Below are 26,482 nucleotides of genomic sequence, written 5' to 3' on the forward strand. Positions count from 1 at the left end.
ATATTATATATTATATATTATATATTATATATTATATATTATATATTATATATTATATATTATATATTATATATTATATATTATATATTATATATTATATATTATATATTATATATTATTAATTAATATTATTAATTTATTTATATTTATTAAAATAAATGAAAATTTTAAATATTTATAAATTATAAAATTTGTATTGATGAAAAAAATTAAATAAAGAAAGTGAGGATTTGTGATTTTTAATAAAAAATACGATATAATAGTAATTGGTGGAGGACATGCAGGAATTGAAGCTTCAATGGCTTCAGCACGTATGGGATGTAAAACTTTATTAATAACACAAAAAATATCCAATATAGGTACATTATCTTGCAATCCTGCTATAGGTGGTATAGGAAAGAGTCATTTAGTAAAAGAAATTGATGCATTAGGTGGTGTAATGGCACATGTAACAGATAATTCCGGAATACATTTTAAAAAACTTAATGTAAGTAAAGGATATGCTGTTAGAGCAACTAGAGTTCAAGTAGATAGAGAAATTTACAAAAATTCAATACAATATTATTTAAAAAAACAAAAAAATTTATTTATTTTAGAAAACGAAGTTATAAATATATTAATAAAAAGAAATAAAATAATAGGAATTTTAACAAAAAATAAAGAAAAAATATTTTCAAGAAAAACAATTTTAACAACAGGAACATTTTTATCTGGAAAAATATACATAGGAAAAAAAATTTTAAAAGGTGGACGTATAAAAGATTTTTCCTCAAAATTATTATCTAAACAATTAAAAGAAATGCAATTTAATATTTCTCGTTTAAAAACTGGTACACCACCTAGATTAGATATTAAAACAATAAACTTTAAAAAATTATTATGTCAAAAAGGTGATTGGCCGATACCAAGATTTTCCTTTTTAGATAATAAAATTGAACACCTGAAACAAGTAAACTGTTATATAACTCATACAAACTACAGAACACATGAAATAATATATGAAAATATAAATAAAAGTTCAATATTTAATGGACTAATTAAAAGCAAAGGACCTAGATATTGTCCATCTATTGAAGATAAAATCATACGTTTTGAAAATCGCTCAGCTCACCAAATATTTTTAGAACCTGAAGGTTTAAATAGCATTAAAATATATCCAAACGGAATTTCTACTAGTTTACCTTTAAAAATACAAAAAAAATTTATTCATACAATCAAAGGTTTAGAAAAAGCAAAAATATTAACTCCAGGTTATGCAGTAGAATATGATTTTTTTGATCCAAAAGATCTAAAATATACTTTAGAAAGCAAAATAATAAAAAATTTATTTTTAGCAGGTCAAATTAATGGAACAACAGGTTATGAAGAAGCAGCTGCACAAGGATTACTAGCAGGAATCAATGCAAGTTTAAAAAATTTTAACAAAAATCAATGGTATCCAAAAAGACATCAAGCATATTTAGGTGTTTTAATAAATGATTTATGTAAAAAAGGAACAAAAGAACCATATAGAATGTTTAGTTCAAGAGCAGAAAATAGATTATTATTAAGAGAAGATAATGCAGATATACGTTTAACCACTATAGGAAAAAAATTAAACTTAATTAATGATTTAAGATGGAAATATTTTATATTAAAAAAAAAAAAAATAAATTATATTAAAAAAAAATTTAATGAATTATACATCAAACCAAAAACTTTAAAAAAAAAAAAAATAAAAGAAATATTGAAATATGATATTAAAAAAGAAATAAGTATTAAAAATCTTTTAAAAATTCCACAAATAAATTTTAAAATTTTAGAAAAATATAAAATTTATCAAAATATTGAAAAAATAAATCTTAATTTTATAGAACATGTTGAAATAGATATTAAATATAAAGGATATATTAAAAAACAAAAAAAAGAAATAAAGTACAACAATTTTAATAAAAATACATTATTAAATAGAAATTTTAATTATGCCAAAATAAAAAATTTATCTAAAGAAGTTATTGAAAAACTAAATTTATATAAACCTTCATCTATAATTGAAGCATATTCTATTTCTGGTATTACACCTGTAGCTATTAGTATAATATTAAATTATTTTAAAAAAAATAATCAATTTAAAATAATATAATTGTAAAAAATATAATTTATTATTTTATAAATTAAATAATTAAATTTACAAAATAAAAAAGATATTTTAAAATATATAAAATAAAACAGTAAAAATTAAATTTAGTATAAATGATAATATAAAAAGGTAGTTTAAATTATGATTTTTGAAAAAATATTAAATCCTAAAGATTATATTAGTCATCACTTACATCATTTACAATTTAATTTATCCACTTTTCATTTAATTAATGAAAATTCACATATTAATCCATTTTATATTATTAATTTAGATTCGCTATTTTTTTCTTTTATATTAGGTTGTTTCTTTTTGTTTTTTTTTAAAAAAGCAACACATGTTAATATTAATAAAATACCTAATACATTTCAAATAATAATAGAAATAATAATTAAATTTGTAAATAAAAATATAAAAGAAATATATTCAAAATCCAACAATTTAATTGGTCCATTATCATTAACTATTTTTATTTGGGTTTTTTTAATGAATTGTATGGATTTAATACCAATAGATTTTTTACCTGAAATTAGTAAACATTTTTTAAATTTACCATCAATGAGAATTGTTCCTTCAGCAGATATTAATATAACATTATCTATGTCTTTTGCTGTTTTATTTTTAATTATTTTTTATAGTATAAAAATTAAAACATTTAAAGGATTTCTAAAGGAAATAATAACTACACCATTTAATCATCCTACTTTATATATTATAAATTTCATATTAGAAATAATAAATTTACTTTCTAAACCAATTTCCTTAGGATTAAGATTATTTGGAAATATGTATGCAGGGGAAATGATTTTTATTTTGATTAGTGGTTTAATACCTTGGTGGATGCAATGGTTATTAAATATACCTTGGGCTATTTTTCACATATTAGTTATTACTTTACAGGCTTTTATTTTTATGATTTTAACTATTGTTTATTTATCCATGGCTTCTAAAAAACATTAACAATAATTAAAATATTTAAAATAATATTTAAAAGGAAAATTTATGGAAAATATAGACATTAATATGTTATATATTTCTGCTGCAATTATGATAGGTTTAGCAGCAATAGGTGCAGCAATAGGAATTGGAATTTTAGGTGGTAAATTTTTAGAATCTGCAGCTAGACAACCAGAATTAGTACCTATGTTACGAACTCAATTTTTTGTAGTTATGGGATTAGTAGATGCTATACCTATGATTGCAGTAGGTTTATCTTTATATGTTATGTTTGCTGTTTTTTAAAATTATTGTATATTTCTTTAATAATTAAATAAATAATTAAAATTTTATATATCTTTACGTTATATAATTAACGTAAAGATTATTAGTTTTATAAAAAGGATTAAATGTGAACTTAAATGCAACTATTTTAGGACAAATTATTTCATTTATTTTCTTTGTTTGGTTTTGTATGCAATATATTTGGCCTCCTATATTACTAAATATTGAAAATAGAAAAAAGAAAATAAAAAAATCTTTGAAAAATATTAAGCAAATTAAAAAAAAAATGTATAATACACAACAAAAAATATTTAAAAAAAAAAGAAAAGCTAAAAAATATATTAAAAATATAATCAAACAAACTTATAAAGAAAGAATATTAATACTCGAACAAACAATGCATGAAATTAATACCTTAAAAAAAGAAAATATAAAAAAAACTAATATAGAAATCAAAATTATAAAAAAAAATATTCGTCAAAAACTTTTATTAGAAATGAAAAAATTAATAATTTTAATGACTGAAAAAATTATTAAAAAATCTTTTAATATTAATAAACATAACCAATTAATTAACAAATTATTAATAAATTTCAAGGATTGATAATATGGTTTCATTAAATGTTTTAGCTAGACCATATGCAAAAGCAATTTTCGAAATAGCAAAAAAAAAAAAAAATATTAAATTATGGAAAAAAATGTTAATATTTTGTATGCATGTAATTAAAAATAAATATTTAAATATATTAATAAAAAATCAATATTCTGCAAAATTTTTATCAAAATTATTAATTACAATATGTAAATTTAAAATTAATCAAAATTGTATTAATTTAATAAAAATTACTGCTATGAATAAACGTTTATTAATTTTTCCTAAAATATTAAAACAATTAATTATAATGCAAAATAAAGAAAAAAAAAAAAAAGAAATTACAATAACATTAGCTTATGAAATAAATAATATACAAAAAAAAAAAATAAAAAATTTTTTAAATAAAAAATATAAAAGATTTTGTGCATTTAGGTTTTTTAAAAATCCATTAATTATTGGTGGAATGATAATTACAATAAATAATACAGTATATAATTTTTCTATTTTTGAATTCCTAAAAAAATTTTAAATATTATATATTTATTTTATTTTAAAGAGAAAATATTTATGAAGTTAAATGCTAATGAAATTAGTGAACTAATTAAAAAAAAAATCAAAAAATTTAATGTTGATGCTTCTTTGTATGATGAAGGAAATATAATTTCTGTTAGTGATGGAATTATAAGAATTAATGGATTATCAAATGTTATGCAAGGAGAAATGTTATATATTGAAAATTCTTCTTATAAAAGACAAATTGCTATTGCTTTAAATTTAGAACAAGATGTAGTTGGAGCTATTGTTTTAGATAATTTTGAAAATATTATTGAAGGTACAAAAGTGCGATGTACTGGAAAAATTTTAGAAGTACCAGTAGGTTATAATTTTTTAGGACGTGTAATTAATATTTTAGGCCAACCTATTGATAATAAAGGAAAAATAAATACAAAAGAATTTTTTCCTGTAGAAAATATTTCACCAGGAGTAATTGATAGAAAGAGAATTAATCAACCAATTCAAACAGGATATAAATCAATTGATTCTATGATTCCAATTGGAAAAGGGCAAAGAGAATTAATTATTGGTGATCGTCAAACAGGTAAAACAGCTTTAGCAATTGATACTATTATTAATCAAAAAAATTCTGGTGTATTGTGTATTTATGTAGCTATTGGACAAAAAATTTCTACTATTATTAATATAGTAAAAAAATTAGAAGATTATAATGCATTATCTAATACTATAATAATTACTGCTTCTGCAGCTGAAACCGCAGCTGTGCAATATTTAGCACCTTATGTTGGATCATCTATGGGTGAATATTTTCGAAATCAAGGAAAAGATGCTTTAATTGTTTACGATGATTTAACAAAACATGCAATAGCATATCGTCAAATTTCATTATTATTAAGAAGACCTCCAGGAAGAGAAGGATTTCCAGGAGATATATTTTATTTACATTCAAGATTATTGGAAAGATCTGCAAATGTAAATAGAGAATATATTAAAAAACAAAGTAAAGGTAAAATAAATACAAGAAGTGGTTCTTTAACTGCATTACCTATTATTGAAACACAAGCAGGAGATGTTTCTGCTTTTGTTCCTACCAATGTTATTTCTATTACTGACGGACAGATATTTTTAGAATCAAATTTATTTAATTCAGGTATTCGTCCTGCAGTTAATCCTGGTTTATCTGTTTCTAGAGTTGGAAGCGCTGCGCAAACTAAAATAATTAAAGAATTATCAGCAGGAATAAGAACTGCTTTAGCACAATATAGAGAATTATCAGCATTTTCACAATTTTCTTCAGATTTAGATGCAGTGACTAAAAAACAATTATTATATGGCGAAAAATTAATGGAAATTTTAAAACAAGAACAATATTCACCATTAAGTATTTCAGAACAAGCTATTATATTATTCGCTGCAGAAAAAAATTTTTTAGATGATATTCCATTAAAAAAAATACATTCTTTTGAAAAAAAATTATTAAGTTTTTTTAAAAAAAAATATTATAAATTATTTACATACATTAATAAAACTGGTGAATATAATAAAGAAATACATGAAAAATTATATAAAATTTTAAAAAAATATAAAAAAATAAATTATTAAAATAAAATATTTATTAAGAGATTAAAAAATGAGTGTTAGTACAAAAACAATACATAATAAAATTGATGGAATTTTAAATACTAAAAAAATAACTAAAGCTATGGAAATGATATCCATAGCTAAAATGAGAAAAATAGAAATATTAATGAACAATAGTAGACCATATTTATCTCATCTAAAAAAAATATTATATAATATACAACAATCTAATAAATGTAAAAAACATATTTTTTTAAATACAAAAAAAAAAAAAAANTATTATTATTATTATTATTTCTACCGAACGTGGATTATGTGGAAGTTTGAATACCAATCTTTTTAAAAAAGTTATAAATAAAATAAATTCTTTTGAAAAAAAAAAAATAAAATTTAAATTAGTTTTATTTGGAACTAAATCGTTTTTATTTTTTAAAAATTTTAACTATAAAATCATAAAGTATATTAAAAATAAAGGGGATAAACTTAAATTTAATAATATTTTAAAAATTATTAAAAATTTAATACAAATGTACAAAAAATCAAAAATAGATCATATATATGTTGCAAATAATTATTTTAAAAATAAATTATCACAAATTCCAAGAATTAAAAAAATATTACCATTATTACAATCAACTACTAAAATAAAGAGAAAAATAAATTACATATATGAACCAAAAAGTATAAGTTTATTTAATTTTATATTTAAAAAATTTATTTTTACAGAAATATATCAATCTTTTTTAGAAAATTTATCTTGTGAACAAGCAGCAAGAATGTTAGCTATGAAAAATGCAACAGATAATAGTAATAATATGGTAGAAAATTTACGTATAATATTTAATAAAGCTCGTCAATTTAATGTTACACAGGAATTGAATGAAATTGTTTCAGGAGCTTCTGCAATTTTATAATTTTCATAAATAGAGGGTAATAGATGATTAATGGAAAAATCATACAAATTATTGGGGCTGTAGTAGATGTTGAATTTTCTCAAAATCATGTTCCAAAAATATATCATGCTTTAAAAGTGGTTAATAGAAATTGTGATTTAATTTTAGAAGTACAACAACAATTAGGTTCAAATATTGTAAGAACTATTGCAATGGGTATATCAGATGGTTTAAAAAGAGGTTTAAAAGTTATTAACTTAGGTCATGAGATTCGTATTCCAGTAGGTACTGTAACATTAGGTCGTATAATGAATGTATTAGGTGAACCAATAGATGCAAAAGGTAAATTTTCAAAATCTAAAAATGAGATAATAGAATACAGATCTATACATAACAATCCTCCTAAATATATCGAACAATCAAATTCTCAAAAAATTTTAGAAACAGGTATTAAAGTTATTGATTTGATTTGTCCATTTGCTAAAGGTGGTAAGATAGGGTTATTTGGAGGAGCTGGAGTAGGAAAAACAGTTAATATGATGGAATTGATTCGAAATATAGCAGTTGCACATTCTGGTTATTCGGTATTTACTGGAGTAGGTGAAAGAACTCGAGAAGGGAATGATTTTTTTCATGAAATGCAAGAATCAAAAGTAATTAATAAAGTTGCTTTAGTTTATGGACAAATGAACGAACCTCCTGGAAATAGATTACGTGTAGCTTTTACCGGTTTAACAATAGCAGAAAAATTTCGAGATGAAGGTAAAAATGTTTTATTATTTATTGATAATATATATAGATATACTTTAGCTGGTACAGAAGTATCTGCTTTATTAGGTAGAATACCTTCTGCAGTCGGTTATCAACCTACTTTATCTGAAGAAATGGGAAAATTACAAGAACGAATTACATCTACAAAAAAAGGTTCTATAACTTCTATACAAGCTGTATATGTTCCTGCAGATGATTTAACAGATCCTTCACCAGCAACAACTTTTGCGCATTTAGACTCTATTATAACACTTAGTAGAAATATAGCATCTTTAGGAATTTATCCATCTATTGATCCTTTAAATTCTTCTAGTCGTCAATTAGATCCTAAAGTAGTAGGTAATGAACATTATGTTATAGCAAGAAAAGTTCAATCAGTTTTACAAAGATATGAAGAATTAAAAGATATTATAAATATCTTAGGAATGGATGAATTATCTGAAAAAGATAAATTACTAGTTTCAAGAGCTAGAAAAATACAAAAATTTTTGTCACAACCTTTTTTTGTAGCTGAAATATTTACTGGTTTTCCAGGAAAATATGTAACTTTAAAGGATACTCTATCAGGTTTTAAAGGACTTTTAGATGGTGATTATGATGATCTTCCAGAACAATCTTTTTACATGGTTGGCTCTATCAAAGATGCAATAGAAAAATCTATTATAATAAAAAAAACAATTTAAAATAAATTAATAAAAACTGGTTTTTAAAAATATGATTCATTTAAAAGTTATTAGTTTTAAAAAAAAAATATTTTCTAATTTAGTTAAAAAAATAATTGTTACTGGAGTTGAAGGAGAATTAGGAATTTATCCAAAACATATACCATTCTTAACAATTTTAAAACCAAGTACACTTAAAATATTTTATAAAAATAAAATTAAGTATATATATTTAATAGGAAGTATTTTAGAAATACGAAAAAATAAAATAATTATTTTATCTGATATTGCAATTCAAAATAACAATAAAAAAAAAATAAAATATTTTAATAATATTATTCAAAAAATGAACAAAAAAAATAATAAATTAAGTAATAATTTTTTAAAATTTGATAAAGTATTAAAAGAAATATATAATATAGAATAAATCATTATATTTTATTATACAAACAATAAATTCGGCAGGAACTTTGTATAATACCTGCCGTATATAAATTTATATATCTATGTTTTCAACTTTTAATGCATTTTTTTCAATGAATAAACGTCTAGGTTCAACCATGTCACCCATTAAAGTTGAAAATAATTTATTTGCATATACACAATCTTGTATAGTAATTTTTAACATTCTTCTGGTATCTGGATTCATAGTTGTAGTCCAAAGTTGTTTCGGGTTCATTTCTCCTAAACCTTTATATCTTTGTATAAATATCTTTTTTTTTGAATTATCAATTAAATTGTTAATAGTTTTTGAAAAATTTTTTATAATGTGTTTTTTCTTACTTTTTAATAAGTATATTTTTTTAGTAAACAGTTTGTTCGTGAATTTAGATAAAAAATATATTTTATTATATAAAATACTTTTAAAAAATCTTTCATTTAATATGTATTTTTTTTTTTGATTATATTTGTTAATATATATTTTTAATTTTATTTTTTTGTTGATATTTTGATAATAATTTTTACCTGAAAAAAATATATTATTTTTTGTTGTTTTATTTAAATATACAATAAAATTTTTAAACCAAATTTTTGTTATATTAGTATCATAAAAATTATATATTGGTTTATAATAAATTAATCCAAATATTATATCTTTATTTATTTTTTTTTTTTTATAAATAATATTTTTAATTATATTAAATTTTTTTATAATATTAATTGTTTGTTTATGATTTAAAAGTATCTTATTTGAATTTACGCAACAAATAGATATATTTTTAAATGCTTTTTTTATTATATATTTTTCTAAAGTTTCTAAATCTTTTATGTATTTTTCTTTTCTTTTGTATGTAACTTTATATAAAGGCGGTTGAGCAATAAATACATATCCTTTTTGAATAATTTCTGGCATTTTTCTATAAAAAAAAGTTAATAATAATGTTCGAATATGAGCTCCATCGATATCTGCATCTGTCATAATAATTATCCTATGATATCTTAACTTTTTTAAATTAAAAGTATTTTTATCAATTATTCCACAACCTAAAGCTGTCATTAAAGTATATACTTCTTTAGAATCCATCATTTTTTCAAATTTTGCTTTTTCAACATTCAATATTTTGCCTTTTAAGGGTAAAATAGCTTGATTTTTCCTATTTCTACCTTGTTTTGCCGAACCACCAGCTGAGTCACCTTCTACTATATATATTTCTGAAAATTCTGGATTTTTTTCTTGGCAATCGGATAATTTTCCTGGTAAACCTGATAATTCAGAATTATATTTTTTACGTATGATTTCTCTATTTCGTTTTGCTGTTGCACGTGCTTTAGCAGCATTAATAATTTTATTTATTATAATTTTTGCATCAACAGGATGCTCCATAAGAAATATTAAAAAATTTTCATTTACTAAAGATTCAACAATAGATTTAGCTTCTGCTGAAACTAATTTTTCTTTAGTTTGGGAAGAAAATTTAGGATTCATCATCTTTATAGAAAGAATTGCTGTTAAACCTTCTCTTGTATCATCTCCATTTATATATATTTTTTTTTTTTTATTGTTCAAACCTTCTTTTTCTATATAATTATTAATAGTTCTTGTAACTGCTGCTTTAAATCCAATTAAATGCGTCCCTCCTTCTATTTGAGGGATGTTATTAGTAAAACAAATAACGTTTTTTTTATAAGAATCATTCCACTGCATTGATAACTCTAAAATAACATTTTTTTTTTTTTTTAAAAAATAAAATATATTTTGATGAATTATGTTTTTTTTTTTATTTAAAAGTTTAATAAATGCTTTTATACCACCTTTATTATAAAAATAATTATTTTTTTTATTATTTAAATTATTTAAATAAATTTTAATACCTGAATTTAAAAATGATAATTCTTGTAAACGATTAAATAAAATTTTATAATCAAATATATTATTTTTTTTAAAAATTTTTTTATTAGGCCAAAATTGTATTTTTGTTCCTCGAATTTTTGTTTTACCAACTATTTTTAAAGATGTTTGCGGCTTTCCGTTTTTATATATTTGTTTATATTCTTTTTCCTCTCTAAAAATATTTAATATTAACTTTTTAGATAATGCATTAACTACAGAAACTCCTACTCCATGTAAACCTCCAGATATTTTATATGAATCATTATCAAATTTACCTCCAGCGTGTAATACTGTCATAATTACTTCTGCTGCAGATATTCCTGCTTCTGGATGAATATCTACAGGCATTCCTCTACCATTATCATATACAGAAATAGAGTTATCTAATTCTATAGTAATATATATTTTTTTACAAAAACCAGATAATGCTTCATCAATAGAATTATCAATGATTTCAAATACCATATGATGTAATCCAGTACCATCTTCAGTATTACCTATATACATACCAGGTCTTTTTTTTACTGCATCAAGTCCTTTGAGTATTTTTATATTTGATGAATTATAAGAATTTGACATAAAATATTCCTTCCTAAATATATTTTAAATAATTTAAATATTCATTTAAAATATATTGTAAAAATAAAATTTTAAATTTATAAATTTATTGGCATAATAATATAAATAGATAAAAAATGATTCTTTTCCAAAATTTGCATTTTTGAATTTTTCTTAAATAAAGAAAAAGAAATATTTTCTTCTTTAAATACAGATAAAATATCTAACAAATAATATACATTTACTGTAATTTCAAAATTTTTTTTATTTTCAATTGTCTGGATTTTCTCTTTTATTTTTTCTTCTTGATTATTTGCAGTAATATTGCAAACATTATTTTTAATTTTAATTTTTACTCCATTAAATTTTTCATGACAAAAAATAGATGCTCGTAATAAAGATTTTTTTAATATATTTGCATTAATAGTGGTTTTATATTTTATTTTTTTTAATAAAACACTTATATAATCAGGAAATTTTCCTTCTAGTAATTTACTAATAAATATTATTTTACCAATATAAATACTAATATTTTTTTTTCCTATATATAAATTTATTTTTTTTTTACTATTTTGATTTAATATTTTATATAATTCTAGTATAGATTTTCTTGGTATAATTATATGATGATTTTTAAAAACATTTTTTATTTTTTTACTACATAGAGATAATCGAAAGCCATCAGTTGTTACAATAAAAAGAGTATTATTTTTAATTTCTAATAACATTCCATTAATATAATATCGTACATCAGCTAAACCCATAGAAAATTGTGTTTTAAAAATCATATATTTTAATTCATTTTCTATTAAACAAAAATTAATTTTATTTTTTTTTGAATTAATTTTTGGAAAATTTTCATATGGTAAAGTTGAAATAATGCATTTACTATTTTCAGTAAAAACATGCATTTTATATTTTATTAAAATAAATTTTATATTAGTATTTTTATTAATACTTCTGCAAATATTTAATAATTTACGCCCTGATAATGTTGTTTTACCATCTATAATGTTATATATTTTTTTAGTTTTAGTAATTATTTCTGTATCTAAATTTGTACTGGTTAAAAACAATTCACCATTATTAATTTCTATTAATATATTTTCTAAAATAGGATATTTTCTATTTTTAATTAATAAATTATTAATTATTTTTAAATGTTTAAGTAAGGTAATTTGATTTATAGTGAATTTCATAAATTTTATAATATTAGAATATTCTATAAATATTTATAATTTATTTTACAAATATTTAATTTTTTACATAATTAGTATTGTATCAATAATTTTATCATATATAGAAAAATATTTATATACAATATTTAATATTTCAAAAAGTTTATAAATTCTTTTTAAATAAAAATATTTTAAGATATAATACATAAAAATTACATAAATACTCTTATTTTAATTTTTAAATAATTTGTAAAATTTTATTATTTTTTATTGTATTTATCTTAATATATTACAATATGTTTAAATTATAACTGAATTTTAATTTTTAACAGGGGATATTATGAAAAGAACTTTTCAACCTTCTTTATTAAAAAAATTTCGCGTACATGGTTATCGTAGTAGAATGTCTACAAAAAATGGAAGACGTATTTTATCTAGAAGAAGAGCAAAATCAAGAATTCGTTTAAGTGTATCATCATAATGATTTTTGAAAATTCTAATAGTTTAGTAAAAAATACTTTTTCATTACAAAAAAAAAAAAAAATTATAAATCTTGTAGAATTTGATTATGTTTTCCAACAACCTAAAATTGTGAAAAATTTATATTTTACATTATTTAGTCGGAAAAATTTTTTAAATTACTCTCGTTTAGGTATTTTAGTTAATAAAAAAAATATAAAATATGCTTACTGTAGAAATTACATTAAACGTATAATTAAAGAAAAATTTCGAATTTATCAACATCAATTATTATTTTTAGATTTTATTATTGTAGTTAAAAAAATTATTGTTTTTAAAAAAAAAAAATTTATTAAAAATTTAGAAGAATTATGGTTTTTTTCTTATAATTTTTTATTAGATTAATTTTTTTAATCAATTTATTAGTTTGTATTATTTTAAAATAAATCTTTATATATTATATTATTCAATGAATTTAAGATATTGAATTTAAAATGTTATGTTTAATTTTACAAAATTTGTTAAAATGTAATTTATTACATTTTTTTGAATATAATTTACTAATTAAATAATATATGAGATCAATAACATGGGTGTTAAAAAGAAATTTTTTTTTGGATTTTTGTGTGTTTGGATATTATTTTTTTCAATAATTGCTACAACATATAAAAAAAACACATTTATTAATTTACCTACATATAATATAAATAATCATATAGATTTTTTTTTTAAAAAAATAATTTTACCAAATCAATTTAATTTATCAAAAATTTTTGTAACAACAGATGTATTAAAAGCGATAATTAATTTAAATGATGGACAAATTGAAAAATTAGACTTATTAAAGTACAAAAATAAATTAAATTCTCCAGATCCATTTTTTTTTTTAAAAAAACAAAATAATGCTATATATGTAGCTAATAGTTTTATTAAAAAAACAGATATTAAAAATAAAAATTTAGATCATAAACATATTAATTTTATTTCTCAAAAAGAAAATTTTATTTTAAATAAAAATAATTCAATATTAAGTATTCCTATTGTTTCATATTCTAATAAAGATTTTATCTATACTAAAACATTTATTTTTAAAAAAGGGGAATATTTAATTGAAATAAAACATAATATAAAGAATATTGTTAATAAACAATATAAATTTAATATATTTAATGAATTGCAAAAAAATTTTAAAAAAAAAGATGAATCTTTTTTTCTAAAAAAAATTGTTTTAAAACCATTTAAAGGAATTGCGTATTCGAATGAAATAGATAAATATAAAAAAATTAATTTTGAAAAAATTACATTTAAAGATAATACAAATATTTTAACAAAATCTGGCTGGATTTCGATTTTACAAAAATACTTTTTATCAGCTTGGATTCCTAATTCTGATGGAATTAAGGAAATGTATATTAAAAAAGATGATAATAATTTAATTTCTATTGGTTATATTTCTAAAGATATTTTAGTAAATTCAAAGTCACAAAATACAGTAAGTAGTTTTTTATGGATAGGTCCTAAAATACAAGATAAATTATCTTTATTAGCAAATAATTTAGATTTAACTATAGAATCAAGTTTTTTTTCTTTTATATCTAAACCATTATTTAATTTTTTAAATTTTTTATATAAATTTACAGGAAATTGGGGTTTAGCTATAATAAGTATAACTGTTATTATACGTTTAATGTTATATCCTTTTACAAAATCTCAATATGTTTCTATGTTAAAAATGCGAGCTTTACAACCAGATATTGATTTAATTAAAAAAAAATTTTCTACAAATAAACTAAAAATGAGTGAAGAATTATTATTATTATACAAGAAAAAAAAAATACATCCTTTAAGTGGTTTTTTACCATTATTAATTCAAATGCCTATTTTTTTATCTTTATATTATATGTTAAATTCTACCATTGAATTAAGGCATGCGCCTTTTTTTTGGTGGATACAGGATTTATCAGAAAGTGATCCTTTGTATTTATTACCGATATTTATGGGTATAAGTATGTGGTTAGTACAAAAAAATTCTTCTAATAACATTTCTGATCCATTGCAAAAAAAAATAATAAATATTTTACCTGTTTTTTTTACTTTTTTTTTCTTATGGTTACCTTCTGGTTTAGTGTTATATTATATTATTAGTAATATAATAACAATTGTTCAACATTCTTGGATTAAATTTATTTTATTAAAAAAATAATTTTTTAAAATATTATTTATAAGGAAATAATATGATTTTTGATGATACTATTGTAGCTTTAGTTACTCCATTTGGTAAAAGTGCAGTTGGAATTGTTCGAGTATCAGGAAAATTTAGTGCTTTAATAGCAAAAAAAATTTTAAAAATTATACCAAAACCTAAAATAGCTTCTTATTTACCATTTTTTGATTTATCAGGAAATATAATTGATAAAGGTCTTGCAATATGGTTTCCTAAACCTTATTCTTTTACTGGTGAAGATGTTTTAGAATTACAAGCACATGGAAGTCCCATTTTATTAAATTTATTAATTAATATTATTATAAGCATTAAAGGTGTTCGTATTGCTAAAAAAGGTGAATTTACTAAACGTGCATTTATTAATAATAAAATAAATTTATTACAAGCTGAAGCAATTGATGATTTAATTAATGCACAATCTGAAATGTCGTTAAAACTGGCTTTAAAATCTTTAAATGGTAATTTTTCTTATTATATTAATAAAATTATTAAAAAAATTATTATTTTTCGTGCTGATATTGAAGCCAGAATTGATTTTTTACATGATGAAGATAATTATTTTAATTATAAAAACATTGAAAATATTATTAATAAATTTATAATATCTTTAAAAAAAATAATAAATTTTTCAAAAAATAGTCAATTAATTCGTAATGGAATAAAATTAGTAATTTCCGGCCCTCCAAATTCAGGTAAATCTAGTTTGTTTAATATTTTATTGAAACAAAATAGATCAATTGTAACGAATATTAAAGGTACAACAAGAGATATTTTAAATGAAAATGTAAATATAAACAATATTTTATTTCAATTAATAGATACTGCAGGTATACATTTTACAAAAAATTTTGTTGAAAAAATTGGTATTCAACGTACTTTATTGGAAATTAAAAATGCTGATTTTGTTTTTTTTGTCGTAGATAGTATTAAAAATTATTTTAAACAATTAAATATAATTAAAAAATTTTTACCTTTTTTATTAAATAAAAAAAATTTTTTAGTTTTATGTAATAAATGTGATTTATTATCACTTGATTTAATTAACATAATGCAAAAAAAATATAAAAAAAATATTTTTATTTCAACACTAACTGGTTTTGGTTTAAAAAAAATTTATAAATTTTTATTTAAAAAAAGTAATTTTTTTACTTTTAATGAAAATAATTTTTTATTTCGTAATAGACATATTTTTTGTTTACAACATGCTATTAAAAATTTTAAAAAAATGAAAAAAAATTGGTTGTCACATAAAAATATCGAATTATTAGCTGAAGATGTACATATAGTGGAAAAAGTTTTAAATGAAATGAATGGATCAAATATTTCAAAAAAAATGATTTCATATATTTTTTCTAATTTTTGTATTGGTAAATAATTATTTAAAAATTTTTATTTTAAATAATATATTTTGCCCGAAGGCGGAATTGAACCGCCGACACGGGGATTTTCAGTCCACTGCTCTACCAACTGAGCTATTCGGGCAAGAATTACTATTGAAACATTAAATTATATAAAAAGTCAATATTTTTTTTTTTTTATGTAAAAATTAAATTTTTAACAAACCTTGAAATTTTTATAATTAACCCCAATATCATATTATTGAAGTTAATTTTTTTTATTTTATATATTTAATAAATTATAGATTATGATTAAATAACAAGAGGAATTATATAATGAAAATTCGCCCATTACACGATCGTGTTATAGTCGAACGAAAAGAAGTAGAAGAAAAATCTGCTGGTGGAATTGTACTTACTGGTTCTGCTGCAAACAAATCTACTCGCGGTACTGTTATATCAGTAGGAAAGGGTCGTATTTTAGATAATGGTTCTCTAAAACCTTTAGATGTTAAAATTGGCGATGTAGTGATTTTTAATGAAGGATATAATGCGAAAATTGAAAAAATTGATCACAAAGAGTTTTTGATTCTTAATGAAAGTGATATTTTAGCCATTGTAGAAGAATAAGATTATAAATTTTTATTAACAAGTTAGATGCATTTAAAGGAAATTGAATATATGGCAGCTAAAGATGTGAAATTTGGTAATGAAGCGCGCATTAAAATGCTTCGTGGAGTAAATGTATTAGCAGATGCAGTAAAAGTTACTTTAGGTCCTAAAGGAAGAAATGTAGTTTTAGATAAATCTTTTGGAGCTCCAAGCATAACTAAAGATGGTGTATCTGTTGCTCGTGAAATTGAATTAGAAGATAAATTTGAAAATATGGGCGCACAAATGGTTAAAGAAGTAGCGTCTAAAGCTAACGATGCTGCAGGTGATGGTACTACAACAGCTACATTATTAGCACAATCTATAGTAAATGAAGGTTTAAAAGCTGTTGCTGCAGGCATGAATCCTATGGATTTAAAAAGAGGTATAGATAAAGCAGTAATTAATGCAGTAGAAGAATTACGTAATTTATCTGTTCCTTGCTCTGATTCTAAAGCTATTACACAAGTTGGAACAATTTCTGCAAATGCAGATGAAAAAGTAGGTGTTTTAATTGCAGAAGCTATGGAAAAAGTAGGTAATGATGGAGTTATTACTGTTGAAGAAGGAACTGGTTTACAAAATGAATTAGAAGTAGTTAAAGGAATGCAATTTGATAGAGGGTATTTATCTCCTTATTTTATTAACAAACCTGATTCAGGTTTAGTAGAATTAGAAAATCCTTATATTTTAATGGCTGATAAAAAAATTTCCAATGTTAGGGAATTATTACCTATATTAGAAGCAGTTGCAAAAGCAGGTAAACCTTTATTAATTATTTCAGAAGACTTAGAAGGTGAAGCATTAGCTACATTAGTAGTAAATTCTATGCGTGGAATAGTTAAAATTGCTGCGGTAAAAGCTCCAGGTTTTGGTGATCGCAGAAAATCGATGTTACAAGATATTTCAATTTTAACAGGTGGTTCTTTAATTTCTGAAGAATTAGCTATGGAATTAGAAAAATCTACTTTAGAAGATTTAGGTCAAGCAAAACGTGTTGTAATAACTAAAGAAAACACGACTATAATCGGTGGTATAGGTGAAAAACATTCTATACATAGTCGTATTAATCAAATACGTCAACAAATACAAGAAGCTACTTCTGACTATGATAAAGAAAAATTAAATGAAAGATTAGCGAAACTTTCTGGTGGTGTAGCAGTTTTAAAAGTAGGTGCAGCTACAGAAGTAGAAATGAAAGAAAAAAAAGCAAGAGTAGAAGATGCTTTACATGCTACTAGAGCAGCTGTAGAAGAAGGTGTTGTACCTGGAGGGGGAGTTGCATTAGTAAGAGTAGCAGAAAAAATATCAACCATTACAGGGCAAAATGAAGATCAAAATGTAGGTATTCGTGTTGCTTTACGTGCAATGGAAGCTCCATTACGTCAAATAGTAGCTAATTCCGGTGAAGAACCATCAGTGGTAACTAATAATGTTAAAGATGGGAAAGGTAATTATGGTTATAATGCCGCTACTGATGAATATGGTGATATGATTAATTTTGGTATTTTAGATCCTACAAAAGTTACTAGATCAGCTTTACAATATGCCGCTTCAGTTGCTGGTTTAATGATTACCACAGAATGTATGGTAACAGATTTATCTAAAGAAGATAAATCAGATATAACAAATAACCCTTCTGCTAATGGTGGTATGGGTGGTATGGGTGGAATGATGTAAGTAATAATTTTTATATATATAATATAATTAATTATATAAAAATTTTGTCATCCCGAATACAATCGGGATGACTTTATACTTTTATACTATTTATTAAGGTTTTAAAAATGAAACTCTCTTTTTCAAATAATTTTAAATGCGGTAGAAAAATACTTTATAAATCTGAACCTTATTTAATTGAATATAGTGAATTTATTAAACCTGGAAAAGGTAGAGCGTTTGTACGTTTAAAATTAAGACGTTTATTAACTGGCACATTAATTAATATAACTGTTAAATCTTCTAAGCTTTTACCTTCTGCTAATATAGTTAAGCGTAAATATATATATTTATTTAATGATAATATAGTTTGGCATTTTATGGATCCAAAAAATTTAAATCAAATCACTATAGAAAAAAATATTGTTGCAAATAGTAAAAAATGGTTATTAGCAGAAGATACATGTAAAATTTTATTGTGGAATAATAAACCTATTTCTGTAATTTTAAATAATTTTGTGCAAATAAAAGTTATTAAGAATTCTTTAAAAATACAACAAGATGAATTATTATCTAATAATAAAATAGTTAAACTAATAACTAATACTTTAATTAAAGTACCTTTATTTATACAAGTTGGTGATATTATAAAAGTAGATACACGTACTGAAACATATGTTTCAAGAATCCGTTAATTTTTATTTTGTATATTTTAGTGTTTTATTTTTCATGTCCTGTAATATTTCTTCTAAAACTTTCCCATGTAAAATTAATCCATATACTATTACCTAATCGCATTCTATCAATTACTCTATCTCCTAAAAGTAACTGCATTCTTTTATAATTTAAATTAGATAACATACCTGTAGGTTTTTTAGAAGATGAACGTCTATCTATAATTTGATTAAGAATTACTTTTTCATATCTAGATTCAATTTGAATGCCAATTTCATCTATTATCAAAAGATCTATTTCACTTATTTTTTTTAATAATTCCGCTTCTGTTATTTTACTTTTATTATGAAATGTGTTTTTTATATTAGACATTAAATCTGCTACTGTTATTATTAAAACTTTTTTTCCTTGTTCAATTAAATATTTTCCTATTGCTGATGCTAAATGATTTTTTCCTGTCCCAGGTTTTCCTGAAAATATAAAACTAGAAATGTTTTTATTAAATTTTTGTGCATAATTTTTAGCTGCTAAAACTGCTTTTTTTTGACCTTGATGTTGTATTTTATAATTTTCAAATGAACAATTAGTATATAATTTTTTAATTCCTGATTTTTGTAATAATTTTTTAATTTTTGTTTTCTTATTATTTTGCATTACATATGTTGAAGATATTTTTTCTTGTTTTTTATGCCATAAAAGTAATTCTTTTTCATTTTTAAATTTTGGTTTAATATTTTTAGGTATTAACCTTTTAAATCTCTCAATAAACTTCATATATTCATGCATTTTATTTCTCAATTTTTGATAATTTATATATTAATAATATCTAATATTTTAAATTTTTAATATAATATATTATATTAAGTGTTATATTTTTAATTTTAAATAATATTAATATAATATTTTAAAAATTATTTTATAAAATTTTTTAATACTTTAAATATTAAATTTATTTACATATATATATATAAAACGATAAATTTTTATATGTTTTTTTTTTATATAAAAACCATTTTTTTGGAATAATGATATTTTTATTATATGTAGATTTTTCAATATATATAATTGAATCTTTTCGTATCCAATTATTTTTTTCTATTAAAAAAATTACTTTTTGTAATATATTTTTTTTAAATGGCGGGTCTAAAAAAATTATATCATAAACAAATCCTTTTTTATTTAACCAATTTAATGTATTTGTTTTAATTATTTCAATATTTTTTAATTTTAATAACTTTATTTTTTTTTTAATTTGTAAAAAAAAATGTTGGTTTTTTTCTAATAATGTTACATATTTTGCGTAATTTATAGCAGCATTGATTCCTAATGCACCAGATCCTGCAAAACAATCTAAACAAGAAGCATTTATAATTTTTGGTTTTAACCAACTAAATAAAATTTTTTTTGTTAAACTTGTTGTAGGTCTTAATTCTTTTTTTTTATATTTAAATAAATTCATTTTTAAAATTTTTTGTTTATTAATAAAAATAATTAAATATTATAATAATTTATATAAATGTATTTAATAATATTTAAAAATTAAATTATTTATTTGATAATTTATATAATTATAATTAAATTTTAAAATTTATTTAATTTATATTAATTATTATATTAAATATTATTCTATTAATAGGTTTTGCACTTATGAACAAAAAAAAATCTTTTTTTGATTGGTTATTTAAAAAAAAAAAAAAGAAATCATTAGATATAAAAAAACAAAGTATTAAAAAAAAAAAAAATTTATATTCAAAATTAAATAATATTACTAATAATATTTTTAAAAAAATCAAACATTTTTTTTCAAATAATAATCTTGATAAAAATTTTTTTAAAAAATTAGAAGAAGAGTTAATTTTATCAGATTTTGGTGTAAAATTTTCTAAAAAAATAATAAATAAAGTACGTGTACAAGTTAATTCACAATGTATAACTGAAGTTGATAATGCTTATTTAATTTTTCAGAATATTTTAAAAAAAATTTTGTCAAAATCCCCTCCTTATGAAAATAATATTAATAATAAACCACATATAATATTAATTGTAGGTAGTAATGGTGTTGGAAAAACAAGTGCAATTGGTAAATTAACTAAAAAATATATTAATTCTGGACATTCTGTTGTCTTAGCTGCAGGGGATACATTTAGACCTGGAGCAGTAGATCAATTAAAAAAATGGGGAAAAATTAATTCTGTTCCAGTAATTTCACAATTATTAGGTGCAGATTCAGCTTCTGTTATTTACGATACTATTCAATCAGCAAAAGCAAAAAAAATTGATGTTGTTATAGCAGATACTGCTGGTCGATTACACAATAAAATAAGTTTAATGCAAGAATTAAAAAAAATAGTTTCTGTTATTAAAAAAATTGATAAAAACGCTCCACATGAAATTCTTTTAGTTTTAGATGCAACTAATGGTCAAAATTCTATTTTACAAACTAAAACTTTTAATAAATATCTAAATATAAATGGTATAATATTAACTAAATTAGATGGAACAGCTAAAGGTGGAGTGATATTTTATATAATACAAAAATTTTCTATACCAATTAATTATATTTCTGTGGGTGAAAATATAGATGATTTTTATTCTTTTAAAAATAAAAATTATTTAGATAATTTTTTTTTTAAAAAATAATATTTTTTAATATTTTTTAAAATTTTTAGTTTAGATTGGAAATCTGTACTTTATATATATTAAAAATTTATAAAATAAATATATATAATTCAATGTTTTAATAATAATTTTATTCACAGGATTTGCAAAATGCCAGTATTTCATGAAATAAAATGCATTGAAGTACCTACTTTAGGTAATTTAAATGCATATATAAGAGCTACAAATATCTGGCCTTTATTATCATTTGATGAAGAGCAATTATTATCTAAAAAGTTTTATAGATATGGTGATTTATATTCAATAAGAATTTTAATTTTATCACATTTACGTTTTGTAGTACATATTACAAAAAGTTATTATAATTATGGTTTATTACATAGTGATTTAATTCAAGAAGGTAATATTGGTTTAATGAAAGCAATACGCAAATTTAATCCTTATATTGGTGTTCGTTTAGTTTCTTTTGCTGTACATTGGATTAAATCAGAAATTCATGAATATGTTTTACGCAATTGGAAAATTGTTAAAGTAGCTACTACTAAATCTCAAAGAAAATTGTTTTTTAATTTAAGAAAAAAAAAAAAAAAAATTGGTTGGCTTGGAATTTTAGAATTAAAAATAATAGCAAAGAGTTTAGGTGTCAATAGATTAGATGTAAAAGAAATGGAACAAAGGATGTTTACACAAGATGTTAATTTACCTATATCACTTAATAATTTAATAAAAGAAAAAAATACAATGGTTACAATTAGATATTTAAAAGATGGAAGATCAAATTTTGCGAATGGTTTTGAAAAAGAAAATTGGTATAAACACATTAAAAATAAATTAATTATAGCATTATCATATTTAGATGAAAGAAGTCGAAATATTATTAATTCTCGTTGGTTAAATCGTAATAATAGAAAAATTACTTTACAAAAGATAGCTAATTATTATGGTATTTCAGCAGAAAGAGTAAGGCAATTAGAACAAAATGCAATAAAAAAATTACGTATTTTTATAAATAATTAAATGTATTAAAACTGTTTTTTTTTTTATCTATTGTATAGTTATATGAATGTAATTTTATAAATTTTATCAATTCTTTAATTATTGGTTGTTCATGTTCATCATAACGAATTGCAGCATATAATCTATTCCATAAACCATTTCCTATTTTTTTTGTAGATATAACTCCTTTTTCTTCAAAATATCTAATAACCCAATGTGGCAAAGCAGATATCCCCATATTTGCAGAAACCATTTGAATTAATAACAAAGTGTTATTTACATTTTTAAATATTGGAATAATACCTGAAGGTTTTAAAAATTTTTTCCATATATCTAAACGGTGTAATTGGATTGGATAAATCATAAATATTTCATGTTTTAAATCTTTTGCCTTTAATATATTCTTATTTTTTTGAAGTACGTGATTATTTGAAAAAATTAATCTTATTTCAAAATCAAATATAGGTAGATAAAATAAATTACTTTTTGGTAATATATCTGAAGTTAATACTATATCTATATCACCTTTTTGTAAAGCAGATTGTGGATTAAAAATGTTATTTGATTGAAAATCTAACATTATATTTGGCCATTTTTTTTTGAATGAATTAAAAGCTGGTATAATCCAATGAATACAGCTATGATATTCTATAGCGATTTTTATTTTTTTAGAAATATTGTTTACACATTTTTTTATTGTTTTATTAATTATAGGTAATATTTTTTTTGCTAATTTTAATAATCTTTTACCTTGTATAGTAAATTTTATTGGTTTGCTATTTCTAATAAATATTTTAAAACCTAATTTTGATTCAATATTTTTAAATTGATGTGATAAAGCAGATTGTGTTTTATGTAATTGCACTGCAGTGGCAGCTATTGATCCGTTTTTTTTAAGTATAGTTAATGTTTTTAAATATTTTATTTCAATCATGATTTTTTTTAATTTTATTAATTAATAATTTACATATTTTTATTATATATTAATTTATAATTATAAATTATATTTACTGATGTTAAATAAAAACTTGTTTTTTTGTTTAGAATTAATTATATTTTTATTTGAGAAAATAATATGGCTTTTAAAAATCATATACTTGGTTTTCCAAGAATTGGATTAAATAGAGAATTAAAATTTGCTCAAGAAAAATATTGGGCGGGTTTAATTAATAAAAAAAAATTATTTGCAGTAGGTAGTGAAATTCGTAAAAAAAATTGGAAAATACAATATGATAGTGGATTAGATTTTATCTCAGTTGGAGATTTTTCTTGGTATGATCATGTTTTAAATACGAGTATGTTATTAGGTAATATACCTTTAAGACATCAAAAAAAAAACGAAAATATAATTAATATAGATACTTTATTTCGCGTGGCGCGTGGTTTTACTTCATATGGTGATTCTATACCTGCTTCAGAAATGACCAAATGGTTTAATACTAATTATCATTATATTGTACCAGAATTTTATAAAAATCAAGTTTTTAAATATTCTTGGAACCAATTATTAAATGAAGTAGATGAAGCTTTATCTTTAGGTTATAATATAAAACCTATTCTTTTAAGTCCTTTAACTTATTTATGGTTAGGTAAAATTAAAGGAGAAAATTTTAATAAATTAGATTTATTAAAAAAAATACTACCAATATATAAATTTTTATTAAATGAATTTAAAAAAAGAAATATTTCTTGGGTACAGATAGATGAACCAATATTGTCTTTAGATTTACCTGAAAATTGGAAAAATGCATTTTTATATACATATAATGAATTATCTGGTTCAATTAAAATATTATTAACAACATATTTTGAACAAATTAATCATAACATAGATATAGTTAAAAAATTACCTATTCAAGGATTGCATTTGGATTTAGTATATGGTAAATATGATTTATCACTTTTACATGAATATATTCCTAAAAATATTTTATTATCATTTGGTATAATAAATGGAAGAAATATTTGGCGAGCTGATTTAATATATTGGTTTAAAATGTTATATCCAATTATTAATATAAGAAAAAATTTTTGGATTGGTCCTTCTTGTTCTTTTTTACATGTGCCTATTGATATTTCTTATGAAAATAATTTAAATCAAAGTATATCTAAATGGTTTGCATTTGCTGTGCAAAAATGTTTTGAATTGAATTTATTAAAAGATGCTCTAAATACAAATAATATATATGAAATTGAAAAATATAGTAAGATCATTCATAGTCATGCTAATACTCAAAAAATTCATAATAAAGATATACAAAAACGTTTAAGTAAATTAAATAGTTCACATTTTAAAAGAAAAAATATATATAAAATAAGAAAAGAAAAACAAAAAAAAAAATTTAATTTACCGTTATTACCAACTACTACTATTGGTTCTTTTCCACAAATTAAAGCAATACGTAAATTAAGATTAGATTATAAACTTAAAAACATTACTAAAGAATATTATAATAAAGAAATATCACAATATATTGTTAAAATTATTAAATTACAAGAAAAATTAGGTTTAGATGTTTTAGTACATGGCGAACCAGAAAGAAATGATATGGTTGAATACTTTAGTGCATATATGGATGGTTTTGTTTTTACTACTAATGGTTGGGTGCAAAGTTATGGTTCACGTTGTGTAAAACCTCCAATTATAGTTGGAGATATTAATAGAAAGAAACCTATTACAATTAAATGGTCTAAATTTGCTCAATCATTAACTAACAAACCTGTTAAAGGTATGTTAACTGGTCCAGTTACAATATTGTGTTGGTCATTTCCTAGAGAAGATATTTCTAAGAATTAATTGCTCAACAAATTGCATTAACTTTACGTGATGAAGTGAAAGATTTAGAATCTAAAGGAATAAATATTATTCAAATTGATGAACCAGCTTTAAGAGAAGGGTTGCCTATTCGAAAAAAAGATTGGGGTAATTACTTATCTTGGGCAGTAAATTCTTTTCGTTTAATGTCATCTGGTGTAAAAGATACTACACAAATCCATACACATATGTGTTACTGTGAATTTACTGATATTATGAGATCTATATCAGATTTAGATGCTGATGTTATTACTATTGAAACATCTCGTTCAAATATGGATTTATTAGATTCATTTCAAGAATTTCAATATCCAAATGATATTGGACCTGGAGTTTATGATATTCATTCACCTAACATTCCTACTGTTAAATCTATTCAAATATTGATTAAAAAAGCTATAAATTATATTTCAGTTAAAAAATTATGGATTAATCCAGATTGTGGTTTAAAAACTAGAAATTTTAATGAAACTATATTAGGTTTACAAAATATGATGAAAGCAACAAGAAAAATAAGAAATATATTGTAATTAATTAAATCTTGCAAGAATATGTGATTTATTCTTGTAAGACATTATTATTCAAATAACTTGATATAATATTAAATAAATAACAAATAAA

General features: G+C 21.0%; 24 protein-coding genes, 1 tRNA gene and 1 pseudogene. 20 read left to right on the forward strand and 6 right to left on the reverse strand.

Going from position 1 to position 26,482, the window contains the following annotated elements; genetic code table 11:
• Positions 1-235 precede the first annotated feature (235 nt).
• The 10 genes from mnmG to atpC all read left to right on the forward strand — a co-directional run bounded on the left by mnmG (position 236) and on the right by atpC (position 8,785).
• Positions 236-2,122 carry a tRNA uridine-5-carboxymethylaminomethyl(34) synthesis enzyme MnmG gene (mnmG, locus tag RJT30_RS00005; RefSeq protein WP_343190499.1) on the forward strand — a complete coding sequence of 629 codons (1,887 nt, stop codon included), beginning with the start codon at positions 236-238 and terminating at the stop codon, positions 2,120-2,122.
• Positions 2,123-2,260: 138 nt separating this feature from the next.
• Positions 2,261-3,079 (forward strand): F0F1 ATP synthase subunit A, encoded by an 819-nt coding sequence (gene atpB / locus RJT30_RS00010; protein ID WP_343190316.1) that lies wholly within the window; start codon positions 2,261-2,263, stop codon positions 3,077-3,079.
• A 42-nt stretch (positions 3,080-3,121) separates the two neighbouring features.
• Positions 3,122-3,361 (forward strand): F0F1 ATP synthase subunit C, encoded by a 240-nt coding sequence (atpE, locus tag RJT30_RS00015; protein ID WP_343190317.1) that lies wholly within the window; start codon positions 3,122-3,124, stop codon positions 3,359-3,361.
• A 106-nt stretch (positions 3,362-3,467) separates the two neighbouring features.
• Complete coding sequence (gene atpF, locus RJT30_RS00020) at positions 3,468-3,944, forward strand: F0F1 ATP synthase subunit B (RefSeq protein WP_343190318.1); 477 nt, start codon at positions 3,468-3,470, stop codon at positions 3,942-3,944.
• A 4-nt stretch (positions 3,945-3,948) separates the two neighbouring features.
• The gene (locus RJT30_RS00025; RefSeq protein ID WP_343190319.1) at positions 3,949-4,464 is read left to right on the forward strand and encodes a F0F1 ATP synthase subunit delta; all 516 of its coding nucleotides are present in this window, start codon (positions 3,949-3,951) and stop codon (positions 4,462-4,464) included.
• Positions 4,465-4,502: 38 nt separating this feature from the next.
• Positions 4,503-6,053, forward strand: a complete 1,551-nt coding sequence (gene atpA, locus RJT30_RS00030; RefSeq protein WP_343190320.1) for a F0F1 ATP synthase subunit alpha — start codon at positions 4,503-4,505, stop codon at positions 6,051-6,053.
• A gap of 28 nt (positions 6,054-6,081) precedes the next feature.
• Positions 6,082-6,375, forward strand: coding sequence for a F0F1 ATP synthase subunit gamma (locus tag RJT30_RS00035; RefSeq protein ID WP_343190321.1), 294 nt, complete (start codon positions 6,082-6,084; stop codon positions 6,373-6,375).
• A complete protein-coding gene (locus tag RJT30_RS00040) occupies positions 6,356-6,946 on the forward strand; it encodes a F0F1 ATP synthase subunit gamma (protein ID WP_343190322.1) in 591 nt (196 codons plus the stop codon). Before RJT30_RS00035 ends, RJT30_RS00040 begins: the two co-directional genes overlap by 20 nt.
• Before the next feature lie 23 nt (positions 6,947-6,969).
• Positions 6,970-8,379 (forward strand): F0F1 ATP synthase subunit beta, encoded by a 1,410-nt coding sequence (gene atpD / locus RJT30_RS00045; RefSeq protein ID WP_343190323.1) that lies wholly within the window; start codon positions 6,970-6,972, stop codon positions 8,377-8,379.
• 31 nt (positions 8,380-8,410) lie between these two features.
• Positions 8,411-8,785, forward strand: a complete 375-nt coding sequence (gene atpC, locus RJT30_RS00050) for an ATP synthase F1 subunit epsilon (RefSeq protein WP_343190324.1) — start codon at positions 8,411-8,413, stop codon at positions 8,783-8,785.
• 69 nt (positions 8,786-8,854) lie between these two features.
• Here the strand turns inward: atpC and gyrB are convergent, their stop codons facing one another.
• Together gyrB and dnaN are read right to left on the reverse strand one after the other, a co-directional pair.
• Positions 8,855-11,269 carry a DNA topoisomerase (ATP-hydrolyzing) subunit B gene (gene gyrB / locus RJT30_RS00055; protein ID WP_343190325.1) on the reverse strand — a complete coding sequence of 805 codons (2,415 nt, stop codon included), beginning with the start codon at positions 11,267-11,269 and terminating at the stop codon, positions 8,855-8,857.
• A 77-nt stretch (positions 11,270-11,346) separates the two neighbouring features.
• Positions 11,347-12,447, reverse strand: a complete 1,101-nt coding sequence (gene dnaN / locus RJT30_RS00060) for a DNA polymerase III subunit beta (protein WP_343190326.1) — start codon at positions 12,445-12,447, stop codon at positions 11,347-11,349.
• Between the two features lie 319 nt (positions 12,448-12,766).
• Between dnaN and rpmH the strand changes: the two genes are divergently transcribed.
• The 4 genes from rpmH (at position 12,767) to mnmE (ending at position 16,484) form a co-directional block, all read left to right on the forward strand.
• The gene (rpmH, locus tag RJT30_RS00065; protein ID WP_343190327.1) at positions 12,767-12,907 is read left to right on the forward strand and encodes a 50S ribosomal protein L34; all 141 of its coding nucleotides are present in this window, start codon (positions 12,767-12,769) and stop codon (positions 12,905-12,907) included.
• On the forward strand, positions 12,907-13,290 hold the full coding sequence (gene rnpA, locus RJT30_RS00070; RefSeq protein ID WP_343190328.1) for a ribonuclease P protein component: 384 nt from the start codon (positions 12,907-12,909) through the stop codon (positions 13,288-13,290). Before rpmH ends, rnpA begins: the two co-directional genes overlap by 1 nt.
• 184 nt (positions 13,291-13,474) lie before the next feature.
• Positions 13,475-15,088, forward strand: a complete 1,614-nt coding sequence (gene yidC, locus RJT30_RS00075; RefSeq protein ID WP_343190329.1) for a membrane protein insertase YidC — start codon at positions 13,475-13,477, stop codon at positions 15,086-15,088.
• Between the two features lie 31 nt (positions 15,089-15,119).
• Positions 15,120-16,484 (forward strand): tRNA uridine-5-carboxymethylaminomethyl(34) synthesis GTPase MnmE, encoded by a 1,365-nt coding sequence (gene mnmE, locus RJT30_RS00080; RefSeq protein ID WP_343190330.1) that lies wholly within the window; start codon positions 15,120-15,122, stop codon positions 16,482-16,484.
• A gap of 34 nt (positions 16,485-16,518) precedes the next feature.
• On the opposite strand, the gene RJT30_RS00085 is transcribed toward mnmE, so the two are convergent.
• Positions 16,519-16,591: transfer RNA gene (locus RJT30_RS00085), tRNA-Phe, on the reverse strand.
• 191 nt (positions 16,592-16,782) lie between these two features.
• On the opposite strand from RJT30_RS00085, the gene RJT30_RS00090 reads away from it, so the two are divergent.
• From RJT30_RS00090 to RJT30_RS00100, 3 genes are all read left to right on the forward strand, one after another.
• A complete protein-coding gene (locus RJT30_RS00090; protein ID WP_343190331.1) occupies positions 16,783-17,076 on the forward strand; it encodes a co-chaperone GroES in 294 nt (97 codons plus the stop codon).
• 51 nt (positions 17,077-17,127) lie between these two features.
• Positions 17,128-18,777: a chaperonin GroEL gene (gene groL, locus RJT30_RS00095; protein ID WP_343190332.1), complete on the forward strand. Its 1,650-nt coding sequence runs from the start codon at positions 17,128-17,130 to the stop codon at positions 18,775-18,777.
• Positions 18,778-18,884: 107 nt separating this feature from the next.
• The gene (locus RJT30_RS00100) at positions 18,885-19,451 is read left to right on the forward strand and encodes an elongation factor P (protein WP_343190333.1); all 567 of its coding nucleotides are present in this window, start codon (positions 18,885-18,887) and stop codon (positions 19,449-19,451) included.
• A 25-nt stretch (positions 19,452-19,476) separates the two neighbouring features.
• Here RJT30_RS00100 and dnaC read toward each other — a convergent pair whose 3' ends face one another.
• Both dnaC and rsmD read right to left on the reverse strand, forming a co-directional pair.
• Positions 19,477-20,205 carry a DNA replication protein DnaC gene (gene dnaC, locus RJT30_RS00105; RefSeq protein WP_428994212.1) on the reverse strand — a complete coding sequence of 243 codons (729 nt, stop codon included), beginning with the start codon at positions 20,203-20,205 and terminating at the stop codon, positions 19,477-19,479.
• Positions 20,206-20,380: 175 nt separating this feature from the next.
• Positions 20,381-20,890 carry a 16S rRNA (guanine(966)-N(2))-methyltransferase RsmD gene (gene rsmD / locus RJT30_RS00110; RefSeq protein WP_343190334.1) on the reverse strand — a complete coding sequence of 170 codons (510 nt, stop codon included), beginning with the start codon at positions 20,888-20,890 and terminating at the stop codon, positions 20,381-20,383.
• A gap of 188 nt (positions 20,891-21,078) precedes the next feature.
• Here rsmD and ftsY point away from each other — a divergent pair, with 188 nt between their 5' ends.
• Entirely contained in the window at positions 21,079-22,071 is a 993-nt protein-coding gene (ftsY, locus tag RJT30_RS00115) for a signal recognition particle-docking protein FtsY (RefSeq protein ID WP_343190335.1), read from the forward strand.
• Positions 22,072-22,200: 129 nt separating this feature from the next.
• Positions 22,201-23,067: an RNA polymerase sigma factor RpoH gene (rpoH, locus tag RJT30_RS00120; RefSeq protein ID WP_343190336.1), complete on the forward strand. Its 867-nt coding sequence runs from the start codon at positions 22,201-22,203 to the stop codon at positions 23,065-23,067.
• Here rpoH and RJT30_RS00125 read toward each other — a convergent pair.
• Positions 23,054-23,980 carry a LysR substrate-binding domain-containing protein gene (locus RJT30_RS00125; protein ID WP_343190337.1) on the reverse strand — a complete coding sequence of 309 codons (927 nt, stop codon included), beginning with the start codon at positions 23,978-23,980 and terminating at the stop codon, positions 23,054-23,056. The genes rpoH and RJT30_RS00125 overlap by 14 nt on opposite strands.
• A gap of 141 nt (positions 23,981-24,121) precedes the next feature.
• Between RJT30_RS00125 and metE the strand changes: the two are divergent.
• Positions 24,122-26,391: pseudogene (metE, locus tag RJT30_RS00130) on the forward strand (5-methyltetrahydropteroyltriglutamate--homocysteine S-methyltransferase).
• Positions 26,392-26,482: the final 91 nt, after the last annotated feature.

The sequence above is a fragment of the Buchnera aphidicola (Mollitrichosiphum nigrofasciatum) genome (genome assembly GCF_039388045.1).
Classification (GTDB): Bacteria; Pseudomonadota; Gammaproteobacteria; order Enterobacterales; family Enterobacteriaceae; genus Buchnera_K; species Buchnera_K aphidicola_B.

What these genes read in the sequence shown, in the direction of transcription:
- RJT30_RS00090 (WP_343190331.1), top strand. Translation starts at nt 16,783, where the DNA reads ATGAAAATTCGCCCATTACACGATCGTGTTATAGTCGAACGAAAAGAA.
- atpC (WP_343190324.1), top strand. Translation starts at nt 8,411, where the DNA reads ATGATTCATTTAAAAGTTATTAGTTTTAAAAAAAAAATATTTTCTAAT.
- RJT30_RS00025 (WP_343190319.1), top strand. Translation starts at nt 3,949, where the DNA reads ATGGTTTCATTAAATGTTTTAGCTAGACCATATGCAAAAGCAATTTTC.
- dnaN (WP_343190326.1), bottom strand. Translation starts at nt 12,447, where the DNA reads ATGAAATTCACTATAAATCAAATTACCTTACTTAAACATTTAAAAATA.
- rnpA (WP_343190328.1), top strand. Translation starts at nt 12,907, where the DNA reads ATGATTTTTGAAAATTCTAATAGTTTAGTAAAAAATACTTTTTCATTA.
- ftsY (WP_343190335.1), top strand. Translation starts at nt 21,079, where the DNA reads ATGAACAAAAAAAAATCTTTTTTTGATTGGTTATTTAAAAAAAAAAAA.
- rpoH (WP_343190336.1), top strand. Translation starts at nt 22,201, where the DNA reads ATGCCAGTATTTCATGAAATAAAATGCATTGAAGTACCTACTTTAGGT.
- mnmE (WP_343190330.1), top strand. Translation starts at nt 15,120, where the DNA reads ATGATTTTTGATGATACTATTGTAGCTTTAGTTACTCCATTTGGTAAA.
- atpE (WP_343190317.1), top strand. Translation starts at nt 3,122, where the DNA reads ATGGAAAATATAGACATTAATATGTTATATATTTCTGCTGCAATTATG.
- atpB (WP_343190316.1), top strand. Translation starts at nt 2,261, where the DNA reads ATGATTTTTGAAAAAATATTAAATCCTAAAGATTATATTAGTCATCAC.
- atpD (WP_343190323.1), top strand. Translation starts at nt 6,970, where the DNA reads ATGATTAATGGAAAAATCATACAAATTATTGGGGCTGTAGTAGATGTT.
- gyrB (WP_343190325.1), bottom strand. Translation starts at nt 11,269, where the DNA reads ATGTCAAATTCTTATAATTCATCAAATATAAAAATACTCAAAGGACTT.
- RJT30_RS00125 (WP_343190337.1), bottom strand. Translation starts at nt 23,980, where the DNA reads ATGATTGAAATAAAATATTTAAAAACATTAACTATACTTAAAAAAAAC.
- rsmD (WP_343190334.1), bottom strand. Translation starts at nt 20,890, where the DNA reads ATGAATTTATTTAAATATAAAAAAAAAGAATTAAGACCTACAACAAGT.
- rpmH (WP_343190327.1), top strand. Translation starts at nt 12,767, where the DNA reads ATGAAAAGAACTTTTCAACCTTCTTTATTAAAAAAATTTCGCGTACAT.
- atpA (WP_343190320.1), top strand. Translation starts at nt 4,503, where the DNA reads ATGAAGTTAAATGCTAATGAAATTAGTGAACTAATTAAAAAAAAAATC.
- dnaC (WP_428994212.1), bottom strand. Translation starts at nt 20,205, where the DNA reads ATGAAGTTTATTGAGAGATTTAAAAGGTTAATACCTAAAAATATTAAA.
- groL (WP_343190332.1), top strand. Translation starts at nt 17,128, where the DNA reads ATGGCAGCTAAAGATGTGAAATTTGGTAATGAAGCGCGCATTAAAATG.
- RJT30_RS00100 (WP_343190333.1), top strand. Translation starts at nt 18,885, where the DNA reads ATGAAACTCTCTTTTTCAAATAATTTTAAATGCGGTAGAAAAATACTT.
- yidC (WP_343190329.1), top strand. Translation starts at nt 13,475, where the DNA reads ATGGGTGTTAAAAAGAAATTTTTTTTTGGATTTTTGTGTGTTTGGATA.